17 protein-coding genes are annotated in these 23,612 nt (G+C 46.0%); 14 read left to right on the top strand and 3 right to left on the bottom strand.

Features of this window, described 5'->3' with window-relative positions; genetic code table 11:
- The first annotated feature begins 85 nt into the window (after nt 1–85).
- Nucleotides 86–1,573 carry an RNA polymerase factor sigma-54 gene (gene rpoN / locus ACX0G9_RS14135; RefSeq protein WP_459065567.1) on the top strand — a complete coding sequence of 496 codons (1,488 nt, stop codon included), beginning with the start codon at nt 86–88 and terminating at the stop codon, nt 1,571–1,573.
- Nucleotides 1,574–1,653: 80 nt separating this feature from the next.
- Nucleotides 1,654–2,316, top strand: a complete 663-nt coding sequence (locus ACX0G9_RS14130; RefSeq protein WP_459065566.1) for a hypothetical protein — start codon at nt 1,654–1,656, stop codon at nt 2,314–2,316.
- A 233-nt stretch (nt 2,317–2,549) separates the two neighbouring features.
- Here ACX0G9_RS14130 and ACX0G9_RS14125 read toward each other — a convergent pair whose 3' ends face one another.
- Nucleotides 2,550–3,281, bottom strand: a complete 732-nt coding sequence (locus ACX0G9_RS14125; RefSeq protein WP_459065565.1) for a murein L,D-transpeptidase catalytic domain family protein — start codon at nt 3,279–3,281, stop codon at nt 2,550–2,552.
- Nucleotides 3,282–3,443: 162 nt separating this feature from the next.
- Complete coding sequence (locus ACX0G9_RS14120) at nt 3,444–4,847, bottom strand: MATE family efflux transporter (protein ID WP_459065564.1); 1,404 nt, start codon at nt 4,845–4,847, stop codon at nt 3,444–3,446.
- A 148-nt stretch (nt 4,848–4,995) separates the two neighbouring features.
- Here ACX0G9_RS14120 and ACX0G9_RS14115 point away from each other — a divergent pair, with 148 nt between their 5' ends.
- From ACX0G9_RS14115 to ACX0G9_RS14085, 7 genes are all read left to right on the top strand, one after another.
- Nucleotides 4,996–5,547, top strand: a complete 552-nt coding sequence (locus ACX0G9_RS14115; RefSeq protein ID WP_459065563.1) for an RNA polymerase sigma-70 factor — start codon at nt 4,996–4,998, stop codon at nt 5,545–5,547.
- Nucleotides 5,548–5,601: 54 nt separating this feature from the next.
- Nucleotides 5,602–6,648 (top strand): FecR family protein, encoded by a 1,047-nt coding sequence (locus ACX0G9_RS14110; RefSeq protein WP_459065562.1) that lies wholly within the window; start codon nt 5,602–5,604, stop codon nt 6,646–6,648.
- Complete coding sequence (locus ACX0G9_RS14105; protein ID WP_459065561.1) at nt 6,645–9,257, top strand: TonB-dependent receptor; 2,613 nt, start codon at nt 6,645–6,647, stop codon at nt 9,255–9,257. Before ACX0G9_RS14110 ends, ACX0G9_RS14105 begins: the two co-directional genes overlap by 4 nt.
- Nucleotides 9,258–9,263: 6 nt before the next feature.
- Nucleotides 9,264–10,358, top strand: coding sequence for a DUF4249 domain-containing protein (locus ACX0G9_RS14100; protein WP_459065560.1), 1,095 nt, complete (start codon nt 9,264–9,266; stop codon nt 10,356–10,358).
- A 196-nt stretch (nt 10,359–10,554) separates the two neighbouring features.
- Complete coding sequence (locus ACX0G9_RS14095; RefSeq protein ID WP_459065559.1) at nt 10,555–11,424, top strand: glycosyltransferase family 2 protein; 870 nt, start codon at nt 10,555–10,557, stop codon at nt 11,422–11,424.
- Between the two features lie 58 nt (nt 11,425–11,482).
- Complete coding sequence (locus ACX0G9_RS14090) at nt 11,483–12,277, top strand: polysaccharide deacetylase family protein (protein WP_459065558.1); 795 nt, start codon at nt 11,483–11,485, stop codon at nt 12,275–12,277.
- A gap of 191 nt (nt 12,278–12,468) precedes the next feature.
- Nucleotides 12,469–15,612, top strand: a complete 3,144-nt coding sequence (locus ACX0G9_RS14085; RefSeq protein WP_459065557.1) for an AsmA family protein — start codon at nt 12,469–12,471, stop codon at nt 15,610–15,612.
- A 7-nt stretch (nt 15,613–15,619) separates the two neighbouring features.
- On the opposite strand, the gene ACX0G9_RS14080 is transcribed toward ACX0G9_RS14085, so the two are convergent.
- Nucleotides 15,620–17,065: a nicotinate phosphoribosyltransferase gene (locus tag ACX0G9_RS14080; protein ID WP_459065556.1), complete on the bottom strand. Its 1,446-nt coding sequence runs from the start codon at nt 17,063–17,065 to the stop codon at nt 15,620–15,622.
- Between the two features lie 130 nt (nt 17,066–17,195).
- Here ACX0G9_RS14080 and ACX0G9_RS14075 point away from each other — a divergent pair, with 130 nt between their 5' ends.
- The 5 genes from ACX0G9_RS14075 (at nt 17,196) to ACX0G9_RS14055 (ending at nt 23,607) form a co-directional block, all read left to right on the top strand.
- Nucleotides 17,196–18,815 carry a TolB family protein gene (locus tag ACX0G9_RS14075; RefSeq protein ID WP_459065555.1) on the top strand — a complete coding sequence of 540 codons (1,620 nt, stop codon included), beginning with the start codon at nt 17,196–17,198 and terminating at the stop codon, nt 18,813–18,815.
- Nucleotides 18,816–18,875: 60 nt separating this feature from the next.
- Nucleotides 18,876–20,303 carry a glycoside hydrolase family 30 protein gene (locus ACX0G9_RS14070; protein WP_459065554.1) on the top strand — a complete coding sequence of 476 codons (1,428 nt, stop codon included), beginning with the start codon at nt 18,876–18,878 and terminating at the stop codon, nt 20,301–20,303.
- Nucleotides 20,304–20,334: 31 nt separating this feature from the next.
- Nucleotides 20,335–21,762 (top strand): glycoside hydrolase family 30 protein, encoded by a 1,428-nt coding sequence (locus ACX0G9_RS14065; RefSeq protein WP_459065553.1) that lies wholly within the window; start codon nt 20,335–20,337, stop codon nt 21,760–21,762.
- Between the two features lie 133 nt (nt 21,763–21,895).
- Nucleotides 21,896–23,014 (top strand): glycoside hydrolase family 5 protein, encoded by a 1,119-nt coding sequence (locus ACX0G9_RS14060; RefSeq protein WP_459065552.1) that lies wholly within the window; start codon nt 21,896–21,898, stop codon nt 23,012–23,014.
- Nucleotides 23,011–23,607, top strand: coding sequence for a carbohydrate-binding protein (locus ACX0G9_RS14055; RefSeq protein ID WP_459065551.1), 597 nt, complete (start codon nt 23,011–23,013; stop codon nt 23,605–23,607). Before ACX0G9_RS14060 ends, ACX0G9_RS14055 begins: the two co-directional genes overlap by 4 nt.
- The last annotated feature ends 5 nt before the right edge of the window (nt 23,608–23,612 follow it).

Below are 23,612 nucleotides of genomic sequence, written 5' to 3'. Positions count from 1 at the left end.
TTTATGTAAATTACGGCCTGATTTTTGTGGTCCGCGCCCTTTTTTTAAATAATAGGAAAAAGCCCGGCCAAAACCCCTGAAATACATGTCGTTAAGTCAATCTTTACAGCAGAAGTTACTACAAAAACTGTCGCCACAGCAAATTCAATTGATGAAATTGTTGCAGGTGCCTACGGCCAACCTGGAGGAACGTATCAAGGAAGAGCTGGAGGAGAATCCTGCCCTGGAGGCAACCGAAGATGATCATGATGACGGGTTGACCGATGACAGCAAGGATGAATTTGAAACCACGGAGGAATTCGAGGAAAAGGATGGCAGCGAGGATGAGTATGAAAATATCGACATCAGTGAATATGTAAATGAGTATGATGATGATGTAGCTGATTATAAGCTTCGGGATGATAATTACCCGGATGCGGATGAAGACAGGGTTATGCCCCATAAGGTAGAGACTTCTTTCCATGAACTTTTATTGGATCAGCTGGGCATGTTGATCCTTGATGACCGTACCCGCAGGATCGCCGAACAGATCGTGGGTAGTATCGACGACGACGGATATTTACGCAGGGAAACCGCTTCCATTGCCGATGACCTGGCTTTCCGCCAGAATATCGAAACGACGGATCAGGAGATCGAAACACTCATTAAGCAGATCCAGCGGTTCGATCCTCCCGGTGTGGCTGCCAGGGATTTGCAGGAATGCCTGCTTATCCAATTGAACCGGAAAAAAGGGAATGGTAAAAGTGTGGAGATGGCTATCGAAGTATTGACGTATTATTTTGATGAGTTTACCAAAAAGCACTACGACAAGATACAACGGGGATTGAACCTGAGCGATGATCAGCTGAAAGAGGTGATCAATCAGATCATTAAGCTCAATCCCAAACCCGGAGGCGATATCAGTGAAAAAAGCAAGGGCGAGACCTATGTCATTCCCGACTTCTTTATCACCAATAATGCAGGCAAACTGGAACTGACCCTAAACTCCCGGAATGCTCCCGATTTACGGATCAGTGAGGGTTACAAGGAAATGCTCAAGGAGTACGACCGGGGAAGCAAAAAAGACAAACGTCAGAAAGAGGCCGTCTTATTCATCAAACAAAAGATAGACGCAGCCAAATGGTTTATAGACGCGATCAAACAAAGACAACAGACTCTCTATAATACCATGCATACGATCATGGATTACCAGGAAGAATTTTTCATGACCGGTGATGAGACGTCTTTAAGGCCGATGATCCTGAAAGATATTGCTGAGAGGACCTCCCTTGATATTTCCACGGTAAGCCGGGTAGCCAATAGTAAATTCGTGCAGACCGAATTCGGCACCTACCGGCTTAAATTCTTTTTCAGTGAATCCCTGAGTACGGATAGTGGCGAAGAAGTATCTACTCGGGAGGTGAAAAAGATCCTGAGCAACATGATCGAAGGGGAAAGCAAGAAGAAGCCCCTCAGCGATGAAAAACTGACCGAAATGCTCCAGGAGAAAGGGTATAACATTGCCCGCCGGACGGTAGCGAAATACAGGGAGCAATTGAACATCCCTGTTGCCAGGCTTCGAAAAGAACTTTGACCAGAATGGTGAGCGAACCTGAAAAAATAAGGTAAATAAAGGTATTGGCGTAAAACGCTCAACTTAATAAAATGAATGAGATGAACAGGACCCTGACCGCACCGCCGCCCCTTGCGCAGAATTTCCATCCTGTCCTGCGATTTTTGGCCCAGGTGGTTTCTTTTCTGTTCCATCCGCTATTTATCTCCAGCTATGTGATGGGTTTTCTGATCTTTTTTCATCCTTATGCATTCGCCGGTTTCGAGCATAAGGTAAAAGTGTTCCGTTTCATCAACATTTTTTTCTTTAACGCGCTGTTCCCTTTGTTTGCTGTCTTTCTTCTTTGGAGATTACAATTTATAGACTCAGTTTTCCTGCGCACTTCCAAGGAACGGATCTGGCTTTATCTGATCGCCATGATCTTTTATTGGTGGACATGGAATGTATATAAAAATCTTCCGGACAGCCCGCCGGTAGCGGTTCACTTTTTATTGGGCGCATTCCTGGCTGTATGCGGTGCCTGGTTTTGCAATATTTATTATAAGATCAGTATGCACGCGATCGCTGTAGGCGGCGCGCTGATGTTTTTCTTTTTGTATTCTTTTGCGGACAACTATGCCTCCGGCCTTTATCTGTCAGTGGCCTTCCTGGTCACGGGCCTGGTATGTACCGCCCGTTTCCTCTGCTCCGACCATACTTCCTTTGAGCTTTATTCCGGTTTGGTTATTGGCTTTTTAGCACAGTGGATAGCCTGGCAGTTTTGACCACCCCCTCGCCCCCTAAAGGGGGAATAAAATTCCGGAAGAATTTAAATTAATAAAATAGACCAACATTAGTGCAGGATACAAAATTAGCACCAGCCTGCTTAACTCCCCCTTTAGGGAGTTTGGGGGAAAAAGAAAAGCCCAATCTTAGGTAGGAAAAAGAAAAGCCCAATCTTAGGGTACGAACCTATATTGAGCTTTTTCACCTTCAAACCATCTGAAGTGCGTCCATGCTAGCTGTTAAGTATCTTCGACCGGCTTATATATTTTTTGTTCGGGTGGTAAATGAACAGACAGGATCCTTCCTTGATTAGATCGATCACTTTTTCGGTTTCATCCGAAGGTATAGCCGGGCAGCCATAACTTCTTCCGCAAAAACGGTTCATTTGTAAAAAATCGGAACCTACATATTCGGAACCATGAATGACAATATTTCTTCCGTTCGCTCTATCGTTAAATCCCCTTTCAAGACCGCGGATCTTAAGCGAAAGGCCATTGTTCCCATAATAGGTTCCCTGAGTCACATAAAAACCTAAGCTTGTCTTATGAGAGGAAGGGTTGTTGGAAAAGGAATGGGCAAATTCGGAGCCGGAGTTACGTCCATGCGCCACATAAGTGTTTACAATTACTTCCCTTTTTTCAAGGTCTACCACATAAAGGCGTTTATTACAGGAAGATTGGCTCAAATCGCAGATGGAAAGAAGATTGGTCTTATTAAGCCAATGATGTTCCAACATGTAATTATACCCCCGGAGAGCATATTCAAAGGCTTTTTTTGTAAGGCCTAAATCTTTTAAATTGATCTGATCATATAATAAAGTGACTTCTTCGGCAAAGGCGGCTTTTTCTGCATTTTTGTGACCGCCGGCCAGCGGACCCGTTCCAAGGGCTTTCCCTTCCATAGCAGAACCCAGGAAAGCGACTAAAACACACCAGAACACTGGTTTTAAGAGGTAACGACACATTGCTTTACAGGTTTTAAAGTTAACAGCTTCCAGCCCAACCATTCAGCCGTACACCATAAACGGAAGGGAAGGTAAAATATTATCTTATTTGCAAATGTGCAAGTCTCTTTGGCAATTCTTTTTATTGTACTCCCAGAAGCCAATTTTTGGTCATTTTTTGCCTTAGATCATTATTTTTTTCCATCTTCCTTTCCGAAAAACAAAAAAACTAAGGATACAGATCCCCGTTTCCGCCAAAAGGATGGCCAGGAATACCCCAGTTGGTCCAAGCCCCCATACTATGGATAGGAGATACGCTGCGGGAACCTGGAAAACCCAGTAACAAAAAACGTTGAGAATGGTCGGAGTCCGGGTATCTCCGGCCCCATTGAAGGCATTGGTCAGGACCATGCCGATACCATTAAAGATGTTTCCCAGGCAAACAATGTGTAAGACACGGATAGCTACCAGCTGGACACCCGGATCCCGGTTCATGAACCTGACCATCGGACCTGCTCCGAAAAGAAAAAGTAAGGAGACGAACAACATGAACAAAGCATTGTACCGGACGGCTGTGAAGACTGATTGTTCTGCGCGTTCCGGTTGTTTTGCCCCTAAATTCTGACCAACCAGGGTCGCTACGGCATTACTTACCCCCCAGGCCGGGAGCAGGAAAAAAAGCCAGATGCGGATAGCTACCTGGTAGCCGGCGATGGGAGTATCGCCAAAACGGGCGACGATCCTTGCCATGAAGATCCAGCTGGCTGAACCAATAAGAAACTGCATGGCCCCGGTTGAAGCGATCTTAGCCAATGCTTTCATCAGGGTAAAGTCGGGTATAAAATACTTACGGAGCAGGCGAATGGTGCCGGGACCCCTGAATAAATGATAGAGCTGGAAACAAACGCCCAGCCCTCTTCCGATCGTAGTGGCGATGGCTGCTCCGGATAAACCGTAATAATGAATAAGGATAGGGCACAAAATAATATTGCATCCGTTAGCGATCCATAAGGACCACATGGCGATAGCCGCATTTCCTGCTCCGCGAAAAATACCATTAATAAGATAAAGAAGCATAATGACCAGGCTACCGCCGAACATAATGCGGGTATAGGCGGATCCGGTCTCCACTACTTCTGCGGATGCTCCCATCCATTTCAATATCTGGGGTGCAAGATAAGTTCCGGTCAGGCTGACTGCCAGCGTAATGACAAGGGAGAGATTGATAGCTTGTGCGGCGGAACGGGCGGCTTCAAGAGGGTTTTTCTCCCCTATCCGGCGTGCGACCATGGCCGTTGCCGCCATACTTAACCCGATGGCCACCGAATAGACCAGGGTAAGTACGGATTCGGTCAATCCTACAGTGGCTACGGCCTCCTTACCTATCCGGCCGACAAAAAAAATATCTACCACAGCAAAGATGGATTCCATACACATTTCCAGGACCATGGGAATGGATAACAGGAATACTGCCTTTCGGATGCTTCCGGCGGTATAGTCCTGGTGCGCTCCTGAAAGTGCCTGCCTGATCAGGAAATAAAGAGATTGTATAGTATGGCCTTTTGGGGCTGGTTGATTAGAGGACATAAAACCCATTTAATAGTTCCTGAAGCTCAAAATTTTTTTTAACAGAAAGAAATGTTTTACGGTAAACAGGCAAACTATTTTTTAAGTTATCTTGCCAAAGCTGACATTGGTCAAAACGATCGTTTTCCTATTTTGAGTCGCGCTAACTATGATGATCTCGCAGGAACACCTAAACCGGCAGTTTCAGGCTGTCTTTAATGCCTATTACAATTCCCTTTGTAATTATGCTTTCCACTACGTAAAGAATGCGGATACCAGCGAGGATCTTGTACAGGAAACATTTCTGAAGATCTGGCAGGACCGCAGGGAACTTATCTTATCCGACACTATCCGGTATTATCTTTTTACGGCGGTCCGCAATAATTCGATCACTTATTTACGACAGGAAAAAAATACAGGTCTGCTGCCGTGGGGCGGGCAGGATATCAGTGCCGAGCCGGTAAGAAGGGGAGAAGTAGAAAGCCAGGAAGAATACGAATGGTTATTGAATAAGGCTATCGACCGGTTACCCCCAAAATGCAGGGAAGTATTTCTTTTAAGCAGGATTGGAAAATTGACGTACAAACAAATTGCCGTCAACCTGGATATTTCAGTAAAAACGGTAGAAAATCAGATGAGTAAAGCATTAAAAATGATGCGCCAGTTCTTAAAGGAAAAAGGCATTTATATGGCATTTTTGATTGCCGGCTTTTTTTCCTGAGGAAGTGGGGGTCTCCGGGCCTTTTCGCGTTTTAAGTGTAAGACGCCTGTACTTATGGGTGACAAATTTATGGATGACAATGAATATTTTGAATCGCTGATTATAAAGCACCTGGATAAGGAAGCTACAGCATCCGAGCAGGCGGAACTGCAAATATGGATGGATACGGACCCATTGCACCGGCAGGAGTACCTTGCCCTGGAAAAGATCTGGAAGGACAGCGCTCCTGCTTTGCAGCAACAGTTTTTCGATAAAGTGGCGGCCTGGGAAAAAATGCAGCCGGCTATGCATCTACCGATGCATCCACCCATACAGCCGGCAACGCGGCCTTTGGGCAAATCAATTCCGCCTGTCGTTGTAGTACCTTGGTTACGGATAAAATACAGAGTTGCCGCTGCTTCTGTTCTTTTGATCGCCCTTTCTTCCGGGTGGTGGTTTTTTTCAAAAAGAGATAAGCAGGATTTCAGCGTCATCCATGCAGAAAATGCGGATCAGCAAGTCCGTTTGCCGGATGGCTCTCAGGCCTGGCTGCGCAGAGGCGCTACCCTGCACTATTCGCCAGCCTTTAACAAAAAGGGAAGACAGGTGGAAATGACCGGAGAGATTTTTTTTGAAGTGATTCATGATGCGGGCCTTCCTTTTTCTGTAAAGACCCCTCATGCCCTTATCGAAGATATAGGTACCTCTTTCCTGGTTAAAGGAAGGGAATCTTTTGACGAAGTAATCGTTGCCACAGGAAAGGTAAGGATCACAGATATGAGACAAACATCCAATACCCTCGTCCTTGCCGAAGGAGAGAAGGCCCTGCTGAAAGAAGACCGTTTCATCAGATCTGCTGCGAAAGGTCCGAACGTTTTTGCCTGGAAGACTGGCAAACTGGATTTCAGGGATACTCCTTTGGATCTTGCCCTGGAGGAAATTGGTGATTATTACAGGGTGGTGGTGATAATCCCCGAAGCTCTCAAGGCGGAAGCGCGACTTATACGCCTCACCGCCCGTTTCGAAAAACAACCCATAACAGAGGCGCTCGAAGAAATCAAATTAACGACGGGCTCCGGGATAAGGCTGAATAAGGATACCTTATTCCTTCATCACCGATGAGGATTTGTTTTCCATATCCTGTTCTCTTCCTGCTTTCCTGTCTTTGCGGGTACAAACTTCAGGCGCAGAAAAAAAACAGCCTGTACAGGCCCTTTCATTCCCAGCTGCAGAAAGCGACGATCCAGGAATTCCTCGAGGAGATAAATTCCAGGAGTGGGGTAATAGTTGAGTATGCGTCCAATGTGGTACAGTCTGGCAAAATGGTTGTGGTTAGCGGCAATTCCCTGACTTTGGGAGCTTTGTTACAGGAAATCCTGGCTGGAGAGAAGGTGAGGGCGATTGAAAAAAACGATAAGATCATTTTACTGGCGGCCCCATTTCCCCTTAAAGAGGATGCTTTATTACCCCTTTATTCCTTTTTTGGGATCGTCAGTGAGGAGGGCAGCAGGGAACCGCTCAATGATGCAGGAGTCTGGGAACCGGCCACCCGGAAAGGGACGCTTTGTAATGCGCACGGATATTTTACCTTGTTACTTCCGGAGGGAAAACATCGTCTGGAAATTACCTACGCCGGATATAAATCCAGGATCGTCGAGATAGACCTGCATTGGGACCTCCGTTCGGATGTTTCGTTAAGTCTCAAAGAAGCAATCCCGGAAGTTATCGTTTCGGCCGGGGATGGAATAAAGAAAAATGGCGGTGATAAGATCGTTCCCGGTGACTATGATGCTTATAATGTCTTTTTGGGCGAAAACGATATGCTTCGATCTTTGTATCTGTTGCCAGGCGTTATGAATGTCACGGATGCGGCGAACGGATTGCTGGTAAGGGGCGGGGAACAGGATGGCAATCTGTTCCTTCTGGATGGCAACCCGGTCTTTAATCCTTCACATATGCTGGGCGCATTGTCCATTGTCAATAAGACTTCCCTGAAGTCCATGCATTTATTTAAAAGCGATTTTCCCTCCCGCTTCGGAGGGCGCCTTTCCTCAGTAATCGATGTGAATACCAAAGACGGGAACATGCAAAAATGGAGCGGGGAAGCGAATCTTAACCTGCTTGCCGGATCTGTTACCCTGGAAGGCCCTTTGAAAAAAAACAAAACGGCCATGATGCTGTCCTTCCGGCATAGCATGATATCTCCTGCGCTGAACCTTTTTCAAAAGGATTATTCCAATAATTTTTATGATCTCCATGTGAAGCTGACCCATTTGCTCGACAGGAATAATAAACTGATGATGAATCTTTATTCCGGCGAGGATAACCTGAATCTGCAGGTCAATGATAATAACCTGAATAACCGGCAGCGATGGGGCAACCGGGTGGCTTCTGTGGGATGGACGCATTTGCTGGGCTCAAATTCTTTTATCACCACCTCGCTGAACACAAGTAATTATTATAACCTGGCAGGATTTATCTATACCATTTACAATGATTCAACCGGTCAGCCGGTAATGAATCGTTCCTTTAATACGTATTCTTCCATAGCGCATTATACCTTGAAAACCCAGGTCGAAATGCGTGTGACCAATACCCTTAAGGTTAATTTCGGGGGTGAGGTCGCCTATACCCGGATAAAACCATTTGAAAGTAAGATCGATTCCTCGATCACGATCGATCCTGCAGCCTTCCAATCCTTCGCCGCCTTACCTTTCAGGGAAAACACGGTCTATGGGGAAACTGAAATGAATATAGGCAAACATTTGCTGCTGAGACCCGGGATTCATCTTTCTGCATACCGGTTCAGGCAGTTTCATTATACCGCCCTTCAGCCGCGTTTGTTTGCTGCCTACAAATTTAACAATAAACACCAGGTCTACCTTTCTTATGGCCGGATGGTCCAGTATTTACATTTATTGAGCAACCCTTCCCTGGGTATCAACAGTGATACCTGGGTGCCAGCCACCGCATTGCTTAAGCCTGAAGAAAGCAGGGCGATCGATCTGGGATATACCTATACTACTGCTCAAAAATTTTCCTTTACGGCTGGAACCTATTGGAAACGAATGGATAAGGTCACCAATTATGCGGAAGGGAAAAGTTTCTTTATTAATACCGATTCTGCCTGGGAAGGTAATGTGGAGACAGGCAAAGGCTGGAGTTATGGATTGGAATTAATGGCCGAACGAACGAGTGAAAAACTGAATGTACATATTGCCTATACCTTATCGTGGAATTGGAGGAAGTTCGATCAGATCAACCAGGGCAGACGGTTTCCTTTTAAGTATGACCGCCGCCATAATCTTAATATCGCCATGACCTATAAAGTAAATAAGACCAAGGATATTTCCCTGTTATGGATGATTGCGTCCGGGGATGTTTTTTCCCTGCCGGAACGGATCTACCCCGATTATGACAATGCGCAGCAAATTTTCAATCCGGAAGATCCCTTACGGAATTATCGTTTTATTTATCATTTTTCAGGGGTTAATCAATATCGAACTCTTCCTTATCACAGGCTTGATCTTTCTGCCAGTTATCACCCGGTTCCTGCGCATAAGAAAAAATTCCGGTTCAACTGGACAGCCGGTATTTATAATGTATATGGTTCTCCCAGTCAATACAGCTATGGTCTGCAGGGAAGCCTCCGGGGAAAATCCATTGTGATCGTCATGAAGAATAAATTGTTTAATATCACGCCTTATCTTTCATCCACCGTTGACTTTTGAGTCCCTATGCAATTACCTGAATCCTTACGCATCTTTGCCAACAAAAACCGTTCAGGTAACCGGCTTGCCCGACCCGCTGGTTTTGGGTGCTTATGCCTGGTTTTGTTTATTTTTTCCTGCAAAAAGAATCTTTACCCGGAACAGAATTTAAATAACGAATTGGTTATACTGGCGGAGATCACAGCCGGTGATTCTATGAAAATCCCGGTAAGCAAGAGCATCCTGGTAGGTAGCGGAGGGATTATTTCCTTTGAGGAAGTGAACTCGGCCAGCGTGCAGGTCTCCCGGTCTGATGGCAGATCCTGGGCACTCAAATTGAATACATCCGTGGGTTTTTCCGGAAACCCGGCCTCCGTCTATACCAGCCCCCAAAAACCGCATTATAATACCACCTACCATTTACAGGTGCAGGATCCTTTGTCGGGAACGGTCACCGCGGAAACAACCATTCCCGGTCCGGTCCGTATCAGTGGTTTTGATACGACCGGAAGGATCAGGTCCGGAATACCGGTCCTGAATTGCCGGTTCACACTCAAAGATTCTCCCGGAGTAGAGCATTCTTACGTTTTTGAGGCGGTCAAACAAATAGTCCGGGTTTGCCATTATTTTTTCTGGCAGGGAACCCGTTATGATTATGAAAAGGCAAGTGGCAAAAAATTGTATGAACAGGTCAAAAACTCGCCCGGCGTTAAACTTTTACCGGACACTATTCCAACAAATGTTTTCAAACGGCTGGCCATCTATACTGATGACAGCAATGTGGATAATACCCAATCAACCAGTCTGGACAGTCCATTCAGAAGAATATTCCTTCCAGGGCGTTTTGTCAGCGGACAGGCCTATACAACCTCTGTTTCAATAGATCGTAAATATTTCACAGCGGAGAGCGGCCAGGATCCGGGAAGGGTATTGGTGCAGATCAAATCGGTAAGTCCGGAATTATACAATTACCTGTTCTGGTACGAAAAATACAAGTCTGATATTGGTTCGGTGCCTCCGGGTCAGCTTTATTCCCCCCCGGGAAATATTCAGAATGGCCTTGGCATTTTCGGAGGCAGCAGCAAACGGCAGTGGGTCTTTTATTTTGATACGCTTCAGTAAGTGAAACCTGATAACTCCTTTTTCAATAGTTCGGACCCATGAATATATTTTATTCCTGAGTAGGGGTATACCAGGAGTTTGACGTCTTTATAATAAATCGTTTTAGGGATCGAAGAGAGTCGTGCCGTCATATATTTTTAATATACCGGTGAAGGCAAGGCAACGGTCGGAAAAGAATTATTGTCAAACTGGTTTTATGCTAACTATTGAACAAACATCCGGAAAGCCCCTGGAGTACGTAAAAGGAAACAGGGCTCTTCCAGCTTATTATAAGCCTGGAGGTATTAAAGTAAGTGCCGTGATTATTACGCGCAACGAAAGTAAGAATATCCGCAGGACCCTCTCCAAGCTGTATTGGTGCGATGAAATTGTCATTTTGGATAGTTACAGTACCGATGATACGGTCGCAATTTGCCAGGAATTCGGATGCAGATTGTTTTTTAAAACTTTTCAGGGCTATGGAGCACAAAAAAAATATGCGGTTTCCAAAGCAAAGAACGATTGGGTTCTCTGCCTGGATGCCGATGAAGTAATGTCAGATGCGCTCGTTTCGGAGATCATTACAGAACTTGGAAACAATCCCTCTTTTTCGGGATATGAAATGCCTATGAACCTGGTTTTTCTGGGTAAGGAATTTCGATATGGAAAAGAAAGCCAACGGTATTTCCTGCGTCTTTTCAATAAAAACATGGGCAACTTTAACGAAGCTCCGGTACACGAAAAAATTGAGCTCAGGGGAAAAATGAAAAGGCTTGAGCATAAAATGCTGCATTACAGCTATAGTAGCCTGGACCAGTGGTATGATAAATGCAACCGGTACACGACGCTGGCTGCCGAAGAAGCGGTTAAAAAAGGGAAAAAAAGATCCCTCCTTTCCATTCTGTTCGCTCTGCCCTACTATTTTGTAAGATATTACCTCATTGAGTTGAACTTTCTCAATGGACAGAAAGGTTTTTATTGGTCCGTTTTTAATTCGCAGTATCATTTCACCAAGTATGCAAAGATCAGGGAGCTACAGTTTGCTCAGGCGGTTTCAAAAGATATTCTTCCGGGGTGGAAGCCTTAGGGTTTTAATGTACCATAGTGTATCCGGCGAGGGGCGGCGTGATTCCCTTACTGTTAACATGGAGCAGCTGGAACAGCATTTTCAGTTCCTGCAATCGGAAGGATATTCAACGATCCTGCTCAGCGATCTTATTGCCTGCAATGATCAGCAACGCCCACTTCCTGAAAAGCCTGTCCTTATTTCTTTTGATGATGGTTTCCTGGATAATTTTGAGATCGCCTATCCCCTGGCGGTAAAATACGAGGTCAAGCTTAATTTTTTCGTGGTCCCCGATTTTATCAGGCGCGGCCTATACAGGGAAAAGCCTTGTATGCGGACAGGCGAAATGCAAAAAATGGATCCATCTGTGGTGGAATTCGGTCTCCATTCCTACGATCACCAGAGTTATGAGGAAATGGTCCCTTCCAGGATCGGAACCGATCTGGATATTTGCAAACTGGCGATGGAAGAATTGGGGATCACTTATCAACCCTGCCTGGCTTATCCTTTTGGCGCCTATCCCCGGCGTAAAGGGTATGACCAGGATCGTTTGTTCGAAATATTGGAGGAAAGAAATATCAGGTTGGCCTTCCGGATCGGCAACCGGATCAACCGCATGCCCCTCCGGCGGCAATACCTCATTCAGCGCCTGGATATCAGGGGGGATGAATCATTTGATGCATTTCGGGTAAGTCTCGCTTTCGGGCGAAAATTGTTCGGAATGAACAGGCTGTTTATTGCTGTTTTTGCCTGGAATGACCGGTTGAGGTCATCTTTCTCCCCCGGGGCCAGGAGATTTCTTAAAATCGCAACTGCCTTTATTCTGGGGATGATCTTTTTCCTTTTGATCCTTCGTATGATCCAGCCTGTATAATAATACCGCTATTCCACTCTCCCTCCTCCCTTTCCACTCTTTCCCTCTTCCTCCTTCCCACATTCCTTCTTCCTCCTTCCTCTTCCCCTCTCATAGTTGAGGTCTGGGCCTCCGATAAAAATGGTTAATTTTTATAATGTTAGTAAATTTGCCCGTAATTATATCTACCAAGCAGAACAATAGCCCACTTTATGCGAGCAACCTTGTCAGGGACCATTCGTAAAATCTTGAAAATAAGCGGAATCACTCTTGCGGCCCTGCTTTTACTGATGTTCCTTTTGCCATACCTGTTTCCGGGGTTTGTCTCCGATAAGATCAGGCAATGGGCAAAGGGAAGCATCCGGAGTGAATTGAATTTCTCTACGGCCAGATTATCTTTTTTTAAACATTTCCCTTCGCTCACCCTGACCTTGTATGATTTAAAATTGAACGGCTCTGCTCCCTTTGCAAAAGAGACATTGGTGGAGGCCGGCGAGATTGGGCTGGGGGTTGATCTTCGCAGCCTGTTTGAAAGGGAGATCAATATTGATAAAATATTCCTGAACGATGCATTTATTAATATACAGGTGGATACCTCCGGGCATGCGAACTACGATATTTATGCCTCCAAAAAGAAGGAACAACCGGCCGATGCCTCCGATACGGGCAGCGCATCACTGAAAATTGAAAAAATTAAGATCGAAAAAAGCAAACTCGTATATAACGACCGATCCTTGCCGCTGTTGATCAACGCGAGAGACTTTCAATATGAAGGCAGCGGTGATCTCAGCCAGGCTGTTTTTGATCTAAGCAGTCATGTGGAGATCGGATCTATGGACATGTATTATAACCGGCAGGCCTATTTAATATCCAAAAAAATAAATGCCGACCTGATCACTCAGATCAATACAAATTCCCTGGCTCTTTTTTTTGAGAAGAACGACCTGACCATCAACCAATTACCCGTTGCATTCCAGGGACGTTTCGAGTTCCTGAAAAACGGGTATAATATGGATTTTAAACTCAAATCGACCGATTCCGATCTGCATGATATTTTTACGGCTATGCCTCCTGATATGCTGGACTGGCTTAATAAAACGGAAGTCAAAGGATTTGGTGATATCGACGCCTCTCTGATTGGAAAATATATCGTCAGTACCAATACGATGCCTGATATGACCCTGAACATGAAAATCAGGAATGGTTATATCTCCAATGCCCAGGCTCCTTCGCCGGTTAAAAATCTTTATCTGAATTTCCAATCCCGGTTACCGGGGTTGAATCCCGATAGCCTGTCAGTTTCCGTGGATTCCATTTATTTTAATATTGATAAAGACTATTTTAGTGCCATACTGAATACAAAGGGGCTGAAAGAACCTTATGTGACAGCCAACATCAATTCAGAAATGGACCTGGAAAAATGGAATAAGGCTTTTGGTATTGGTACCGTTGATCTGAAAGGCAGGTATTCCCTCCATTTTAAGGCTGAGGGCAAATACGCAACCCGGATTATTCGTACCAGCACCCTGAGGAAGACGACCGTCGATACTGTTATTGCCAGCATTCCCCGGTTTGACCTGAGATCATCCATGACCAATGGATATTTTAAATATGCCAGCCGGCCGGAGGCAGTGAAGAATATAAGTTTTAACCTGGATGCTTCCTGTGCTGATCATGACTATAAAAATACCCGGGTATCCCTGGAGAACATCAATGCAAACGTACTGAGCAACTATATTAAGGGGTTTTTAAAATTAGGCAATGCCAAAGATTTCCCGGTGGATGCAAAACTGGAGACTGTGTTTCATTTAGCGGATATCCAAAAAGTTTATCCTATGGATAGCCTGGACCTGGCAGGTGATCTTAATGTTAAGATTCAAACGAAAGGGGATTATCTTCCGGCAAAAAAACGTTTCCCTGTTACAGAGGCCAACCTGAAACTGGAAAATGGAAGAGTCCAAACGAAATATTATCCGCATCCCCTGGAAAAAATACAGGTCAGCGCACGCATTATCAGCCGTAACGGTTCGATGAAGGACCTGGAAGTGAATCTTACCCCGGTTTCTTTCCTTTTCGAAGGACAGCCGTTTATAGTAAAAGCAGATCTGCAGAATTTCGAAAATCTGAAATACAATATTGTTTCCCGCGGAATCCTGGACATCGGGAAGATCTACCGGGTATTTGCCCAACAAGGTTATGATGTAAAAGGATACGTGGAGACCGATCTTTCTCTCAGGGGACGCCAGAGTGATGCGGTGGCAGGGCGTTATGATCTGCTCTTTAATTCGGGAACGATGAAGGTAAAGGATGTACTGGTCCGTTCCGAACTCTTTCCTATGCCTTTCTGGATACGCAATGGCCTTTTCCGCTTCGATCAGGATAAGATGTGGTTCGATGCGTTCAACGCCAGTTACGGCAAGACGAATTTAACGCTCAACGGATGGCTTTCCAACGTGACCGATTATATGATGAACCAAAAGGCACCGTTGAAAGGGAGTTTCGATCTGACCAGCAATGCCATTTTCGTTGACGAATTCATGGCTTTTGCTTCTGCCAGCCCGGTCCCCGGAGTTAAGAAAGGGGAGACAGGCGTAATCCTGGTCCCGGGTAACCTGTCTATCAGCTTTAATGCCACCGCCAAAAAAGTGCAGTATAATGGAATGGGCATCGATAGTTTTAGAGGGCAGCTGGTCATCGACAGCGGGAAGATAAAATTGAACAAAACTGGATTTATCCTGATCGGAGCGCCTGTTGAAATGGATGCCGGTTATAAAAGTCTTTCGCCGGACAGGGCGCAGTTCGATTACCGTATCCATGCGAAAGAGTTCAGTGTGAAAAGAGCCTATAACGAAATAAAATTGTTTCATGATCTGGCCAGCTCGGCCTCCAAGGCAGAAGGAATTATCTCTCTGGACTATCAACTGGGGGGCAAGCTGGATGGAAATATGCATCCGGTCTATCCTTCTTTAAAAGGAGGCGGAGTACTATCCGTTAGTAAGGTAAAAATAAAAGGGCTTAAATTATTCAGTGCGGTGAGCAGGGAATCGAACCGGGATGTGAATGACCCTGACCTGTCGAAGGTGGATATCAAATCTTCGATCAACAATAATATCATTACGATCGAACGCACGAAGATGAAGGTGTCGGCATTTAAATTGCGTATGGAGGGGCAAGCCAGTTTTGATGGTAAGCTCAACCTTAAGTTCCGCGTCGGTCTGCCGCCTTTTGGCGTGATTGGTATCCCGTTAAAGATTACAGGCACCCAGGACGATCCAAAAGTGAAAGGGGGCCGGGGAAGTAAAAAGGATGAATTGGAGGAGACGGAGGACAAGGAAGAAGAAGGGAAGGAGAATTAAAGCCGGATTATAGGGAACCCACCGGTTTTTGAATGGCTAACCCTGCTCTTTCCCTGACGGTTTCGAAATTCACGGTATTGAACAATTCCCCATTCTCAAAGACAGTTACCAATTGATCAGCCTCTTCCGGCATTTGCTCTTCCCGTACCGTTTGATATCCCGCAGATGTTTGCACCAATTTAAGCCGTCCGGCTTTGGATCTTTTAAACGAAGGGATCAGCCGGCCATGATCGTCGATCTCAAGCGGGTGTTTTTGTATGTCGGTGCCAATACCTCCGATTTCTGCGTAAGAACATTTGAAGGCAAATTTCTGGGTATCTCTGTCTACTTTTTGAAGTAGCGCACCACCCATACCCAGCAGCAGATTCTCAGCACTGATGCCGTTAACCTTTAAAGCGCCATAGATGGCCCGGATGCTGGATGGGTTGACCCCGTCTCCCTGAAGGACCCTCACTTGCGGGGGAAGAACCTTATACCCTTTTTCATTGATGGAATACCCGAATTTATTCATAAGGATGGCGAAGACTTTTAAAAGTGTGAACAAGGGATCGCCGCTATCCGGTCGGATCACCAGCACCCCTTCCCTGCTTAATACCAGTTCTTTCAGTTCGGCTCCCCAATATTCGCTGCAAGCCCGGAGAATATCGTAGGAGTCCGATACACAGGCTACAATGCCTGTTGGAAAAGTCCGGAGCACATGCCGGAAAACCTCCAGTTCGCCTTCTTCTCCCAGCAAAGTGCAAACAGAATGCTCGGTTGCGGGGACCGAAAGGCCATAAATAATTTCTGTTTGATAATATTTTTTTGCCAATACGCTTCCGGCAATGTTGTCACTTCCTCTGAAATTAACCAGATGCGCCGCTCCGCCCAAACCTGCACTTTCTACAGAGCTGACTCCCCTGAAACCGAAATCGTTAAGGACAAGGTCGATACCTTCCATTGCCTTCGGGGATGCAGTTTCTGCATAATAGGAGGAAATGATTTTCTTCACTTCTCTCGATAAGGTGGCAACGGTATTGGGATACCAAACCTGCATCAGGAGTGTTTCCAGGAAATTGCTGAGCCAGAAACATTCAGGATCTGTATTTTCGATGGTCATCAACACATTACCCACCGGAACGACGGTACCCTCGGGTACGGCCTTGATCCTCACGGGAAGTTTCCCCCCATGCTTTTTCAGGATATGATCGAACCTGCTTCGGTTGAACACATCCTTGCGTCCAAAGACCTGCTCCAGCAGCGCTTCGGCCTCATCTATCTTTTCTTTCGTAATAACCATCCCTTCGAGGTAGGCTTTCAGGATATACTGCAGCCCGAAAAAAACAGTTTCGCCGAATTCTCCGCCCCTGCTTTCCATGTAAGAATAGATCCTTGTGGTACCCGGATAGTATAATTTATGATGGGAATACTTATACGCGTCGGCCAGTAATAAAATGTTTTCACGTGATTGCATACGATCCATTAAAGGGTTTTTGGAAAATCTTCATAGAATGCTGAATTATAAGCAAGATAAAACGCCGTGTCCTGAATTTAATGCGAAGGTCTTAAAATAAATTTTTATCTTAAGAGAAATTGCCCCAAAAATGAAAAACACACAACGGACTGCCAACAGCTCCTTCGGGAGATCTTTCCGGATCTTATTCCTCTTTTTACTTATGGGGGATCTTTGCTGTCTGATCAGCCCGGCTTTTTCCCAACAGGGATCAACGGGCAGTCCGGTGTACGCAGGTAAATCAGCGATAGCAGGACAGGTAGGGATCTTTGACGGACACGGGGATGTGGGAAAGGGGGTGAAACAGGGATCGGCAGTTTATTTGCCTGATAATCAACAATATGTTATTTCTGGTGCAGGGTATAATATCTGGAACGACCACGATGAATTTCAGTTTGTCTGGAAAAAATTAAAAGGAGACTTTATCCTTTCGGCCAGGGCGGAATTTGTAGGTTGGAACGGAGTGGAGGATCATAGGAAGGTGGGCTGGATGGTACGCAAGAGTCTGGACGGAAACTCTCCCCATGTAAATGTGGTGGAACATGGCGATGGATTAACCTCTCTCCAGTTCAGAAGAAAGGAGGGCGAAAGTACAGGGGAGATCCGCTCGGCGCTTACCCATGCCAATATTCTGCAGTTGGAAAGAAAAGGAAAAACGTTTACCATGAGGGTCGCAAAATATGGTCAGCCTTTTTCCATAGAAGAGATGACCCTCGACCTGGGAGATGAAGTATATGTCGGGCTTTTCGTTGGTTCCCATAATCCCGATGTACTGGAAACCGGGATCTTCAGTAATGTACGCATCTCCATACCAGCCAAAGAGAACCGGGCCGACCCGGAAAAAATGATTTTGGGTAGCAACCTGGAACTGTTGGATATCGCTACGGGCCGAAGGGAAATCGTTTATCATGTACCTTATTCCATCCAGGGACCGAACTGGACGCCGGATGGCAAATCGATTATCTTCAACAGCAGCAAGGGCTTAGTCTATCGATTCGATCTGGCGGACCGGAAGGTGAGCTTAGTGAATACGGGAGAGGTAAAAAATAACAACAATGATCATGTCCTTTCTTCCGACGGAAAAATGCTGGGTCTTAGCAGCTGGGTGGAAAAATCTGGCGGTTCCATTATTTATACGGTGCCGGTGGGGGGTGGAATTCCCAAACAGATCACACCGAAGGGACCGTCCTATCTGCATGGTTGGTCGCCCGATGGCAAGAGCCTGCTCTTTTGCGGACAGCGGGAAGGGGAATTCGATGTCTATAAGATCCCGGCCTCCGGTGGCCAGGAGGTTCGGCTGACGGATGCAAAAGGATTGGATGATGGTCCGGAATACAGTCCGGACGGGAAATTTATTTATTTTAATTCCGTACGTTCCGGTCTTATGCAGATCTGGCGGATGAATCCGGATGGGGCACAGCAGGAGCAAGTCACGCGGGATGATTTCAATAACTGGTTCGCACATATTTCACCGGATGGCAAATCGATGGTCTTCATTTCATTTTTAAAGGATGAGGTGGCACCAGGGGATCATCCTCCCTATAAACATGTTTATATCAGGCTAATGCCGGTTAACGGAAGCGAGCCAACCGTTATCGCCTACGTATACGGTGGCCAGGGTACGATCAATACGCCATCCTGGTCTCCGGATAGCAAGCGGATCGCCTTTATCGGCAATACCGATGAATTGCCTGAACACGTACTCCCTTGAGTAATGTGCGTATATACCGGATGCTTGATTTGTAATTTGCTTTTTGATAAAATCAGTATAATGAAAACGATAATTGTAAGCCTGAACTTGTTGTTTTTTCTATCAGCAGCAGGACAGAACCGGGTAAAAAAGGTAATTGTTTTTACTACGGCCATTAATACGTCTTATCGGATCAGCCCCACCGATACGCTGCCGTTCAATAAAATGGACCAGCCATTGGAAACCGATGTTTGTGTATTTGTGGATCCTTCCAAAAAATTCCAAACCTTTCTTGGTATCGGTGGAGCGCTAACAGATGCTGCTGCGGAAACCTATGCCCGGTTACCGCCCGGAACGCAGCACGAACTCCTGCAGGCTTATTATGACAGCGTCAGGGGCATAGGCTATACATTTGGGCGGACGAATATCAATAGTTGCGATTTCAGCAGTGATAATTATACCTATGTGGAGGAAAAGGATACTGCATTAACATCCTTTTCCATCGCCCATGACAAAAAGTATAAGATCCCGTTGATAAAAGATGCGATCCGCGCCGCAGGTGGCAAGCTTCCTTTGTTTGTGTCACCATGGAGCCCGCCGGCCTGGATGAAGGATAATAATAACATGATGCAGGGCGGAAAATTAAAGACAGCATACAGGCAAAGCTGGGCGAACTACTATGCCAAATTCATCAAGGCCTATGAGGCGGACGGGATCCCGGTTTGGGGGCTTTCTGTGCAAAATGAACCAATGGCCAAACAAAAATGGGAATCCTGCAACTTTACAGCCGGGGAAGAGCGGGATTTTGTAAAACAATATCTGGGACCCACCTTAAAAAGACAAGGCCTTGGAGAGAAAAAACTAATAGTCTGGGATCATAACCGGGATTTGATCTACCAACGGGCCACTACCATTTTCAGCGATCCTGAAGCAGCAAAATATGTATGGGGTATTGGTTTTCATTGGTACGAAACCTGGACGGGAAGCGACATGCAGTTTGAGAACCTGAAACGGGTGGCGGAGTCCTTCCCATCCAAGAACCTGGTCTTTACAGAAGGATGTATCGAAAAATTCACCATAAACCGCGTAAAGGACTGGTCGTTGGGTGAACGTTATGGCCGCTCTATGATCAATGATTTTAATGCCGGAACGGTTGCCTGGACGGACTGGAATATATTGCTCGACGAAAACGGAGGGCCCAACCACGCCGGAAATTTTTGTTTTGCTCCGATCCATGCAGATACCAAAACCGGCCAGCTCATCTATACGAACTGCTATTATTACCTGGGACATTTTTCAAAATTTATCCGCCCCGGTGCCAGGCGGATCATCAGCTCTCCGAACAGGGATCTGTTACAGACAACAGCTTTTCTGAACACGGATGGGAAAATAGCGGTCGTGGTGTTGAATACTACCTCCGCCAGGATCCCCTATTCCTTGTGGATTAACGGCAACGCCGCAGCCATAACAAGTTTGCCGCATTCCCTCACCACATTGATTGTTGAATAAACCTGATCATCGCATAAAAAAGGATTTAAATATGCAAACAATAATGATCCGAAAAATACTGTTTTTTTTAGCCGCGATGCTGATCGCCTGTTGCAATCCGGGATATGCCCAGGAACAGCCGGGGGCAAAAGTCTGGCTCACGAATCCCGACCGGTCCGCTTTATTTCAGGAACAACGGGAAACGCTGACCTTTCAGAAGAACAAACCCAATGGACCAACGATCGACGTAGATGCTAAAAAGGGGTATCAAACGATGGATGGATTCGGATTTGCGTTAACAGGCGGAAGCGCCATGCATATTATCCGGATGAGCCCGGAAAGCCGCAGTGCTCTTTTAAAAGAATTATTTGCAACCGATGGAAATAATATCGGAATAAGTTATTTGCGTTTAAGTATCGGAGCCTCCGATCTGAATGAAAAGATATTTTCCTATGATGATCTTCCTGTGGGCCAAACGGATACCGCGATGGCAAAATTTGACCTGGGTCCCGACCGGGCGGATGTAATCCCCGTACTAAAGGAAATCCTTACCATCAATCCCCATATTTTAATCCTGGGTTCTCCCTGGTCGGCGCCTGTCTGGATGAAAACCAATAACGATACCAGGGGCGGTAGTTTAAAACCGGAATTTTACCCGGCCTATGCAAAATACTTTGTCAGGTATATTAAGGACATGAAGGAGGCCGGTATCCGGATCGATGCGATAACTGTCCAGAACGAACCCCTTCATCCAGGCAATAACCCAAGCCTGCTGATGCTGGCTCCGGATCAGGGCATTTTTGTAAAAAACCATTTGGGTCCGGCATTCAAAGCCGCTAACCTGGATACCAAAATAATAATTTACGATCATAATGCGGACAGACCCGATTATCCTATGTCTATCCTGGACGATCCAGGAGCTAATAAATTTATAGACGGCTCAGGCTTTCATTTATATAACGGCAAGATAGAAGCATTGATGGATGTCCATAATGCGCACCCGGATAAAAACCTATACTTTACCGAACAGATGGTAGTGGATGACCAGGAAGATAGTCAGAAAGGCAGGATCCGAATCGCTCAACCTGTGAGCCGGCTTTTTATCGGCGCTACCCGCAACTGGTGTAAAAATGTATTGGAATGGAACCTGGCGGCAGACCCGCAGTTTAAACCCTTTACCGACAGGGGAGGATGTCCTATGTGTCAGGGTGCAGTGACAATTGACAAAAATGCCGTAACCCGTAACCTGGCTTATTATGCCATGGCGCATGCTTCTAAATTCGTTCGCCCTGGCTCGGTAAGAATATCCTCTAATGGGACGGGTGATCTGGCCAATGTGGCCTTCCAAACGCCGGACGGGAAAAAGGTATTGATCGTTGCCAATACCGGCCCATCCCTGCAAAGCTTCACGATCCGTGATGAGGACCGGACGGCGGTAGCTACTTTACAGGCGGGTGCCGTGGCAACTTATGTATGGTAGAATCCGGCTTTACTAAGGCCGTTATAAAGCAAAACATATGTTTTCCAATAAAAATCAAAATCATTTTAAATTGACTTTTTTCTTCCGCATGTTTATTTCGTGCACGCGGATTCCGTGCATGTTGATCCCTTGTATGCTGATCCCGGCCCTTCTTTTTACGCCTGTGGATGCCAGTAGCCAGGGCTATTTGAGAGCAGAGGGAAAACTGATCGTGAATGAAAAAGGAGAAAAAGTAATCCTGCGGGGAATGGGATTAGGTGGATGGATGTTGCAGGAAGGGTATATGTTCCGCCTGGGCAATATCGGCCAGCAGTACAAGATAAAAGCTAAGATCGCGGAGCTGATAGGCCCTGAAAAAGCGAATGCTTTCTATGGGGACTGGCTGGCTTACCATACCCAAAAGGCAGATGTGGACTCGATGGCTTCCTGGGGGTTTAATTCAGTCCGCTTGCCCATGCACTATCGTTTATTTACCAGGGCAATCGAAGAGGAGCCGGTAGCGGGCCGGAATACCTGGCTTGATAAAGGGTTTGCGATGACTGACAGCCTGCTCGGCTGGTGTAAGGCGAATTATATTTACCTGATCCTCGACCTGCATGCTGCGCCTGGGGGACAGGGAAACGATTTGCCTATTTCTGACCGGGATCCTGCCAGGCCATCTCTTTGGCAAAACGAAGCCAACCAACAAAAAACGATCGCACTTTGGAAAAAACTGGCGGAGCGGTATGCAGGCGAACCCTGGGTCGGTGGCTACGATATTATTAATGAACCGAACTGGGGGTTTGAAGACCCTAAGGATATCCGGGGGACTGGCGAGAAAAAAAATGAGCCCCTGCGGAAACTGATGATGGATATTACAGCAGCCATCCGCTCAGTTGATAAAAAGCATATCATCATTATTGAAGGCAATGGATTCGGTAATAATTATAACGGCATATTACCGGCATGGGATCCGAATATGGTCCTTAGTTTTCATAAATACGGCAATTTTAATACGGAAAAAGACATCCGGCGTTTTCTGGACCTGAGGGAGAAATATAATATGCCGTTATGGATGGGAGAGTCCGGAGAAAATTCAAATACCTGGTTTACGGAGGCCATTCAATTGGTGGAAAGGAATGATATAGGCTGGGCCTGGTGGCAATTAAAAAAAATGGGAATCAACAACCCCCTGGAGATCAGAATAACACCCGGATACCAGCGATTGCTGGATTATTGGAACGGGAAAGGAATAATTATCACAGGGACGTGACGGATGCTATGTTCAGACAGGTCCGGTCCGCAGAAACGATTCCTTTTAATGGATATCGCCTCGGTGATCGATTGTCCGTCCCTTCCGTGGATTATGACATGGGCAGACAGGGAGTGGCATATTTTGACCGGGATTCTGCCAGCTATCATTATACGCCTGGGGTAAAGACGACCGGTAACCGTGGTTACGCTTACCGCAATGATGGGGTCGATATCCGGAGGGATATTAAGGGATATTATGTGTTTAGTATTGAGAATGGCGAATGGCTTCAATACACCATTGAGGTGGAGAAGAAAGCGAAGTATACCGTCAGTTTTATTGTATCAGCCGCTTCGGATACCGGACGGCTTTCCCTTTTTTCCAATAATGTTTTATTGGTGAATGGACTACAGGTTCCGGGCTCCGGGGCCATGAATATCCGCCAACCAGTTGCTAGACCTCCGGATAGGGAAGAGAAGGATGTCGAAGAACCGTTAAACTGGCAAACGATTTCGGTTCAGCATGTTTCCCTGGAAAACGGCAGCAATAAGCTGAAAGTAATGGCGGACAAAGGAGGATTTAATTTTGTATCCATTCAATTTTCAAGAGAGTAAACGGA

The organism is Flavitalea flava, assembly GCF_054461575.1.
The sequence above is the reverse complement of the archived record's forward strand: the minus strand, read 5'-3'. Positions and strand labels throughout refer to the sequence as shown.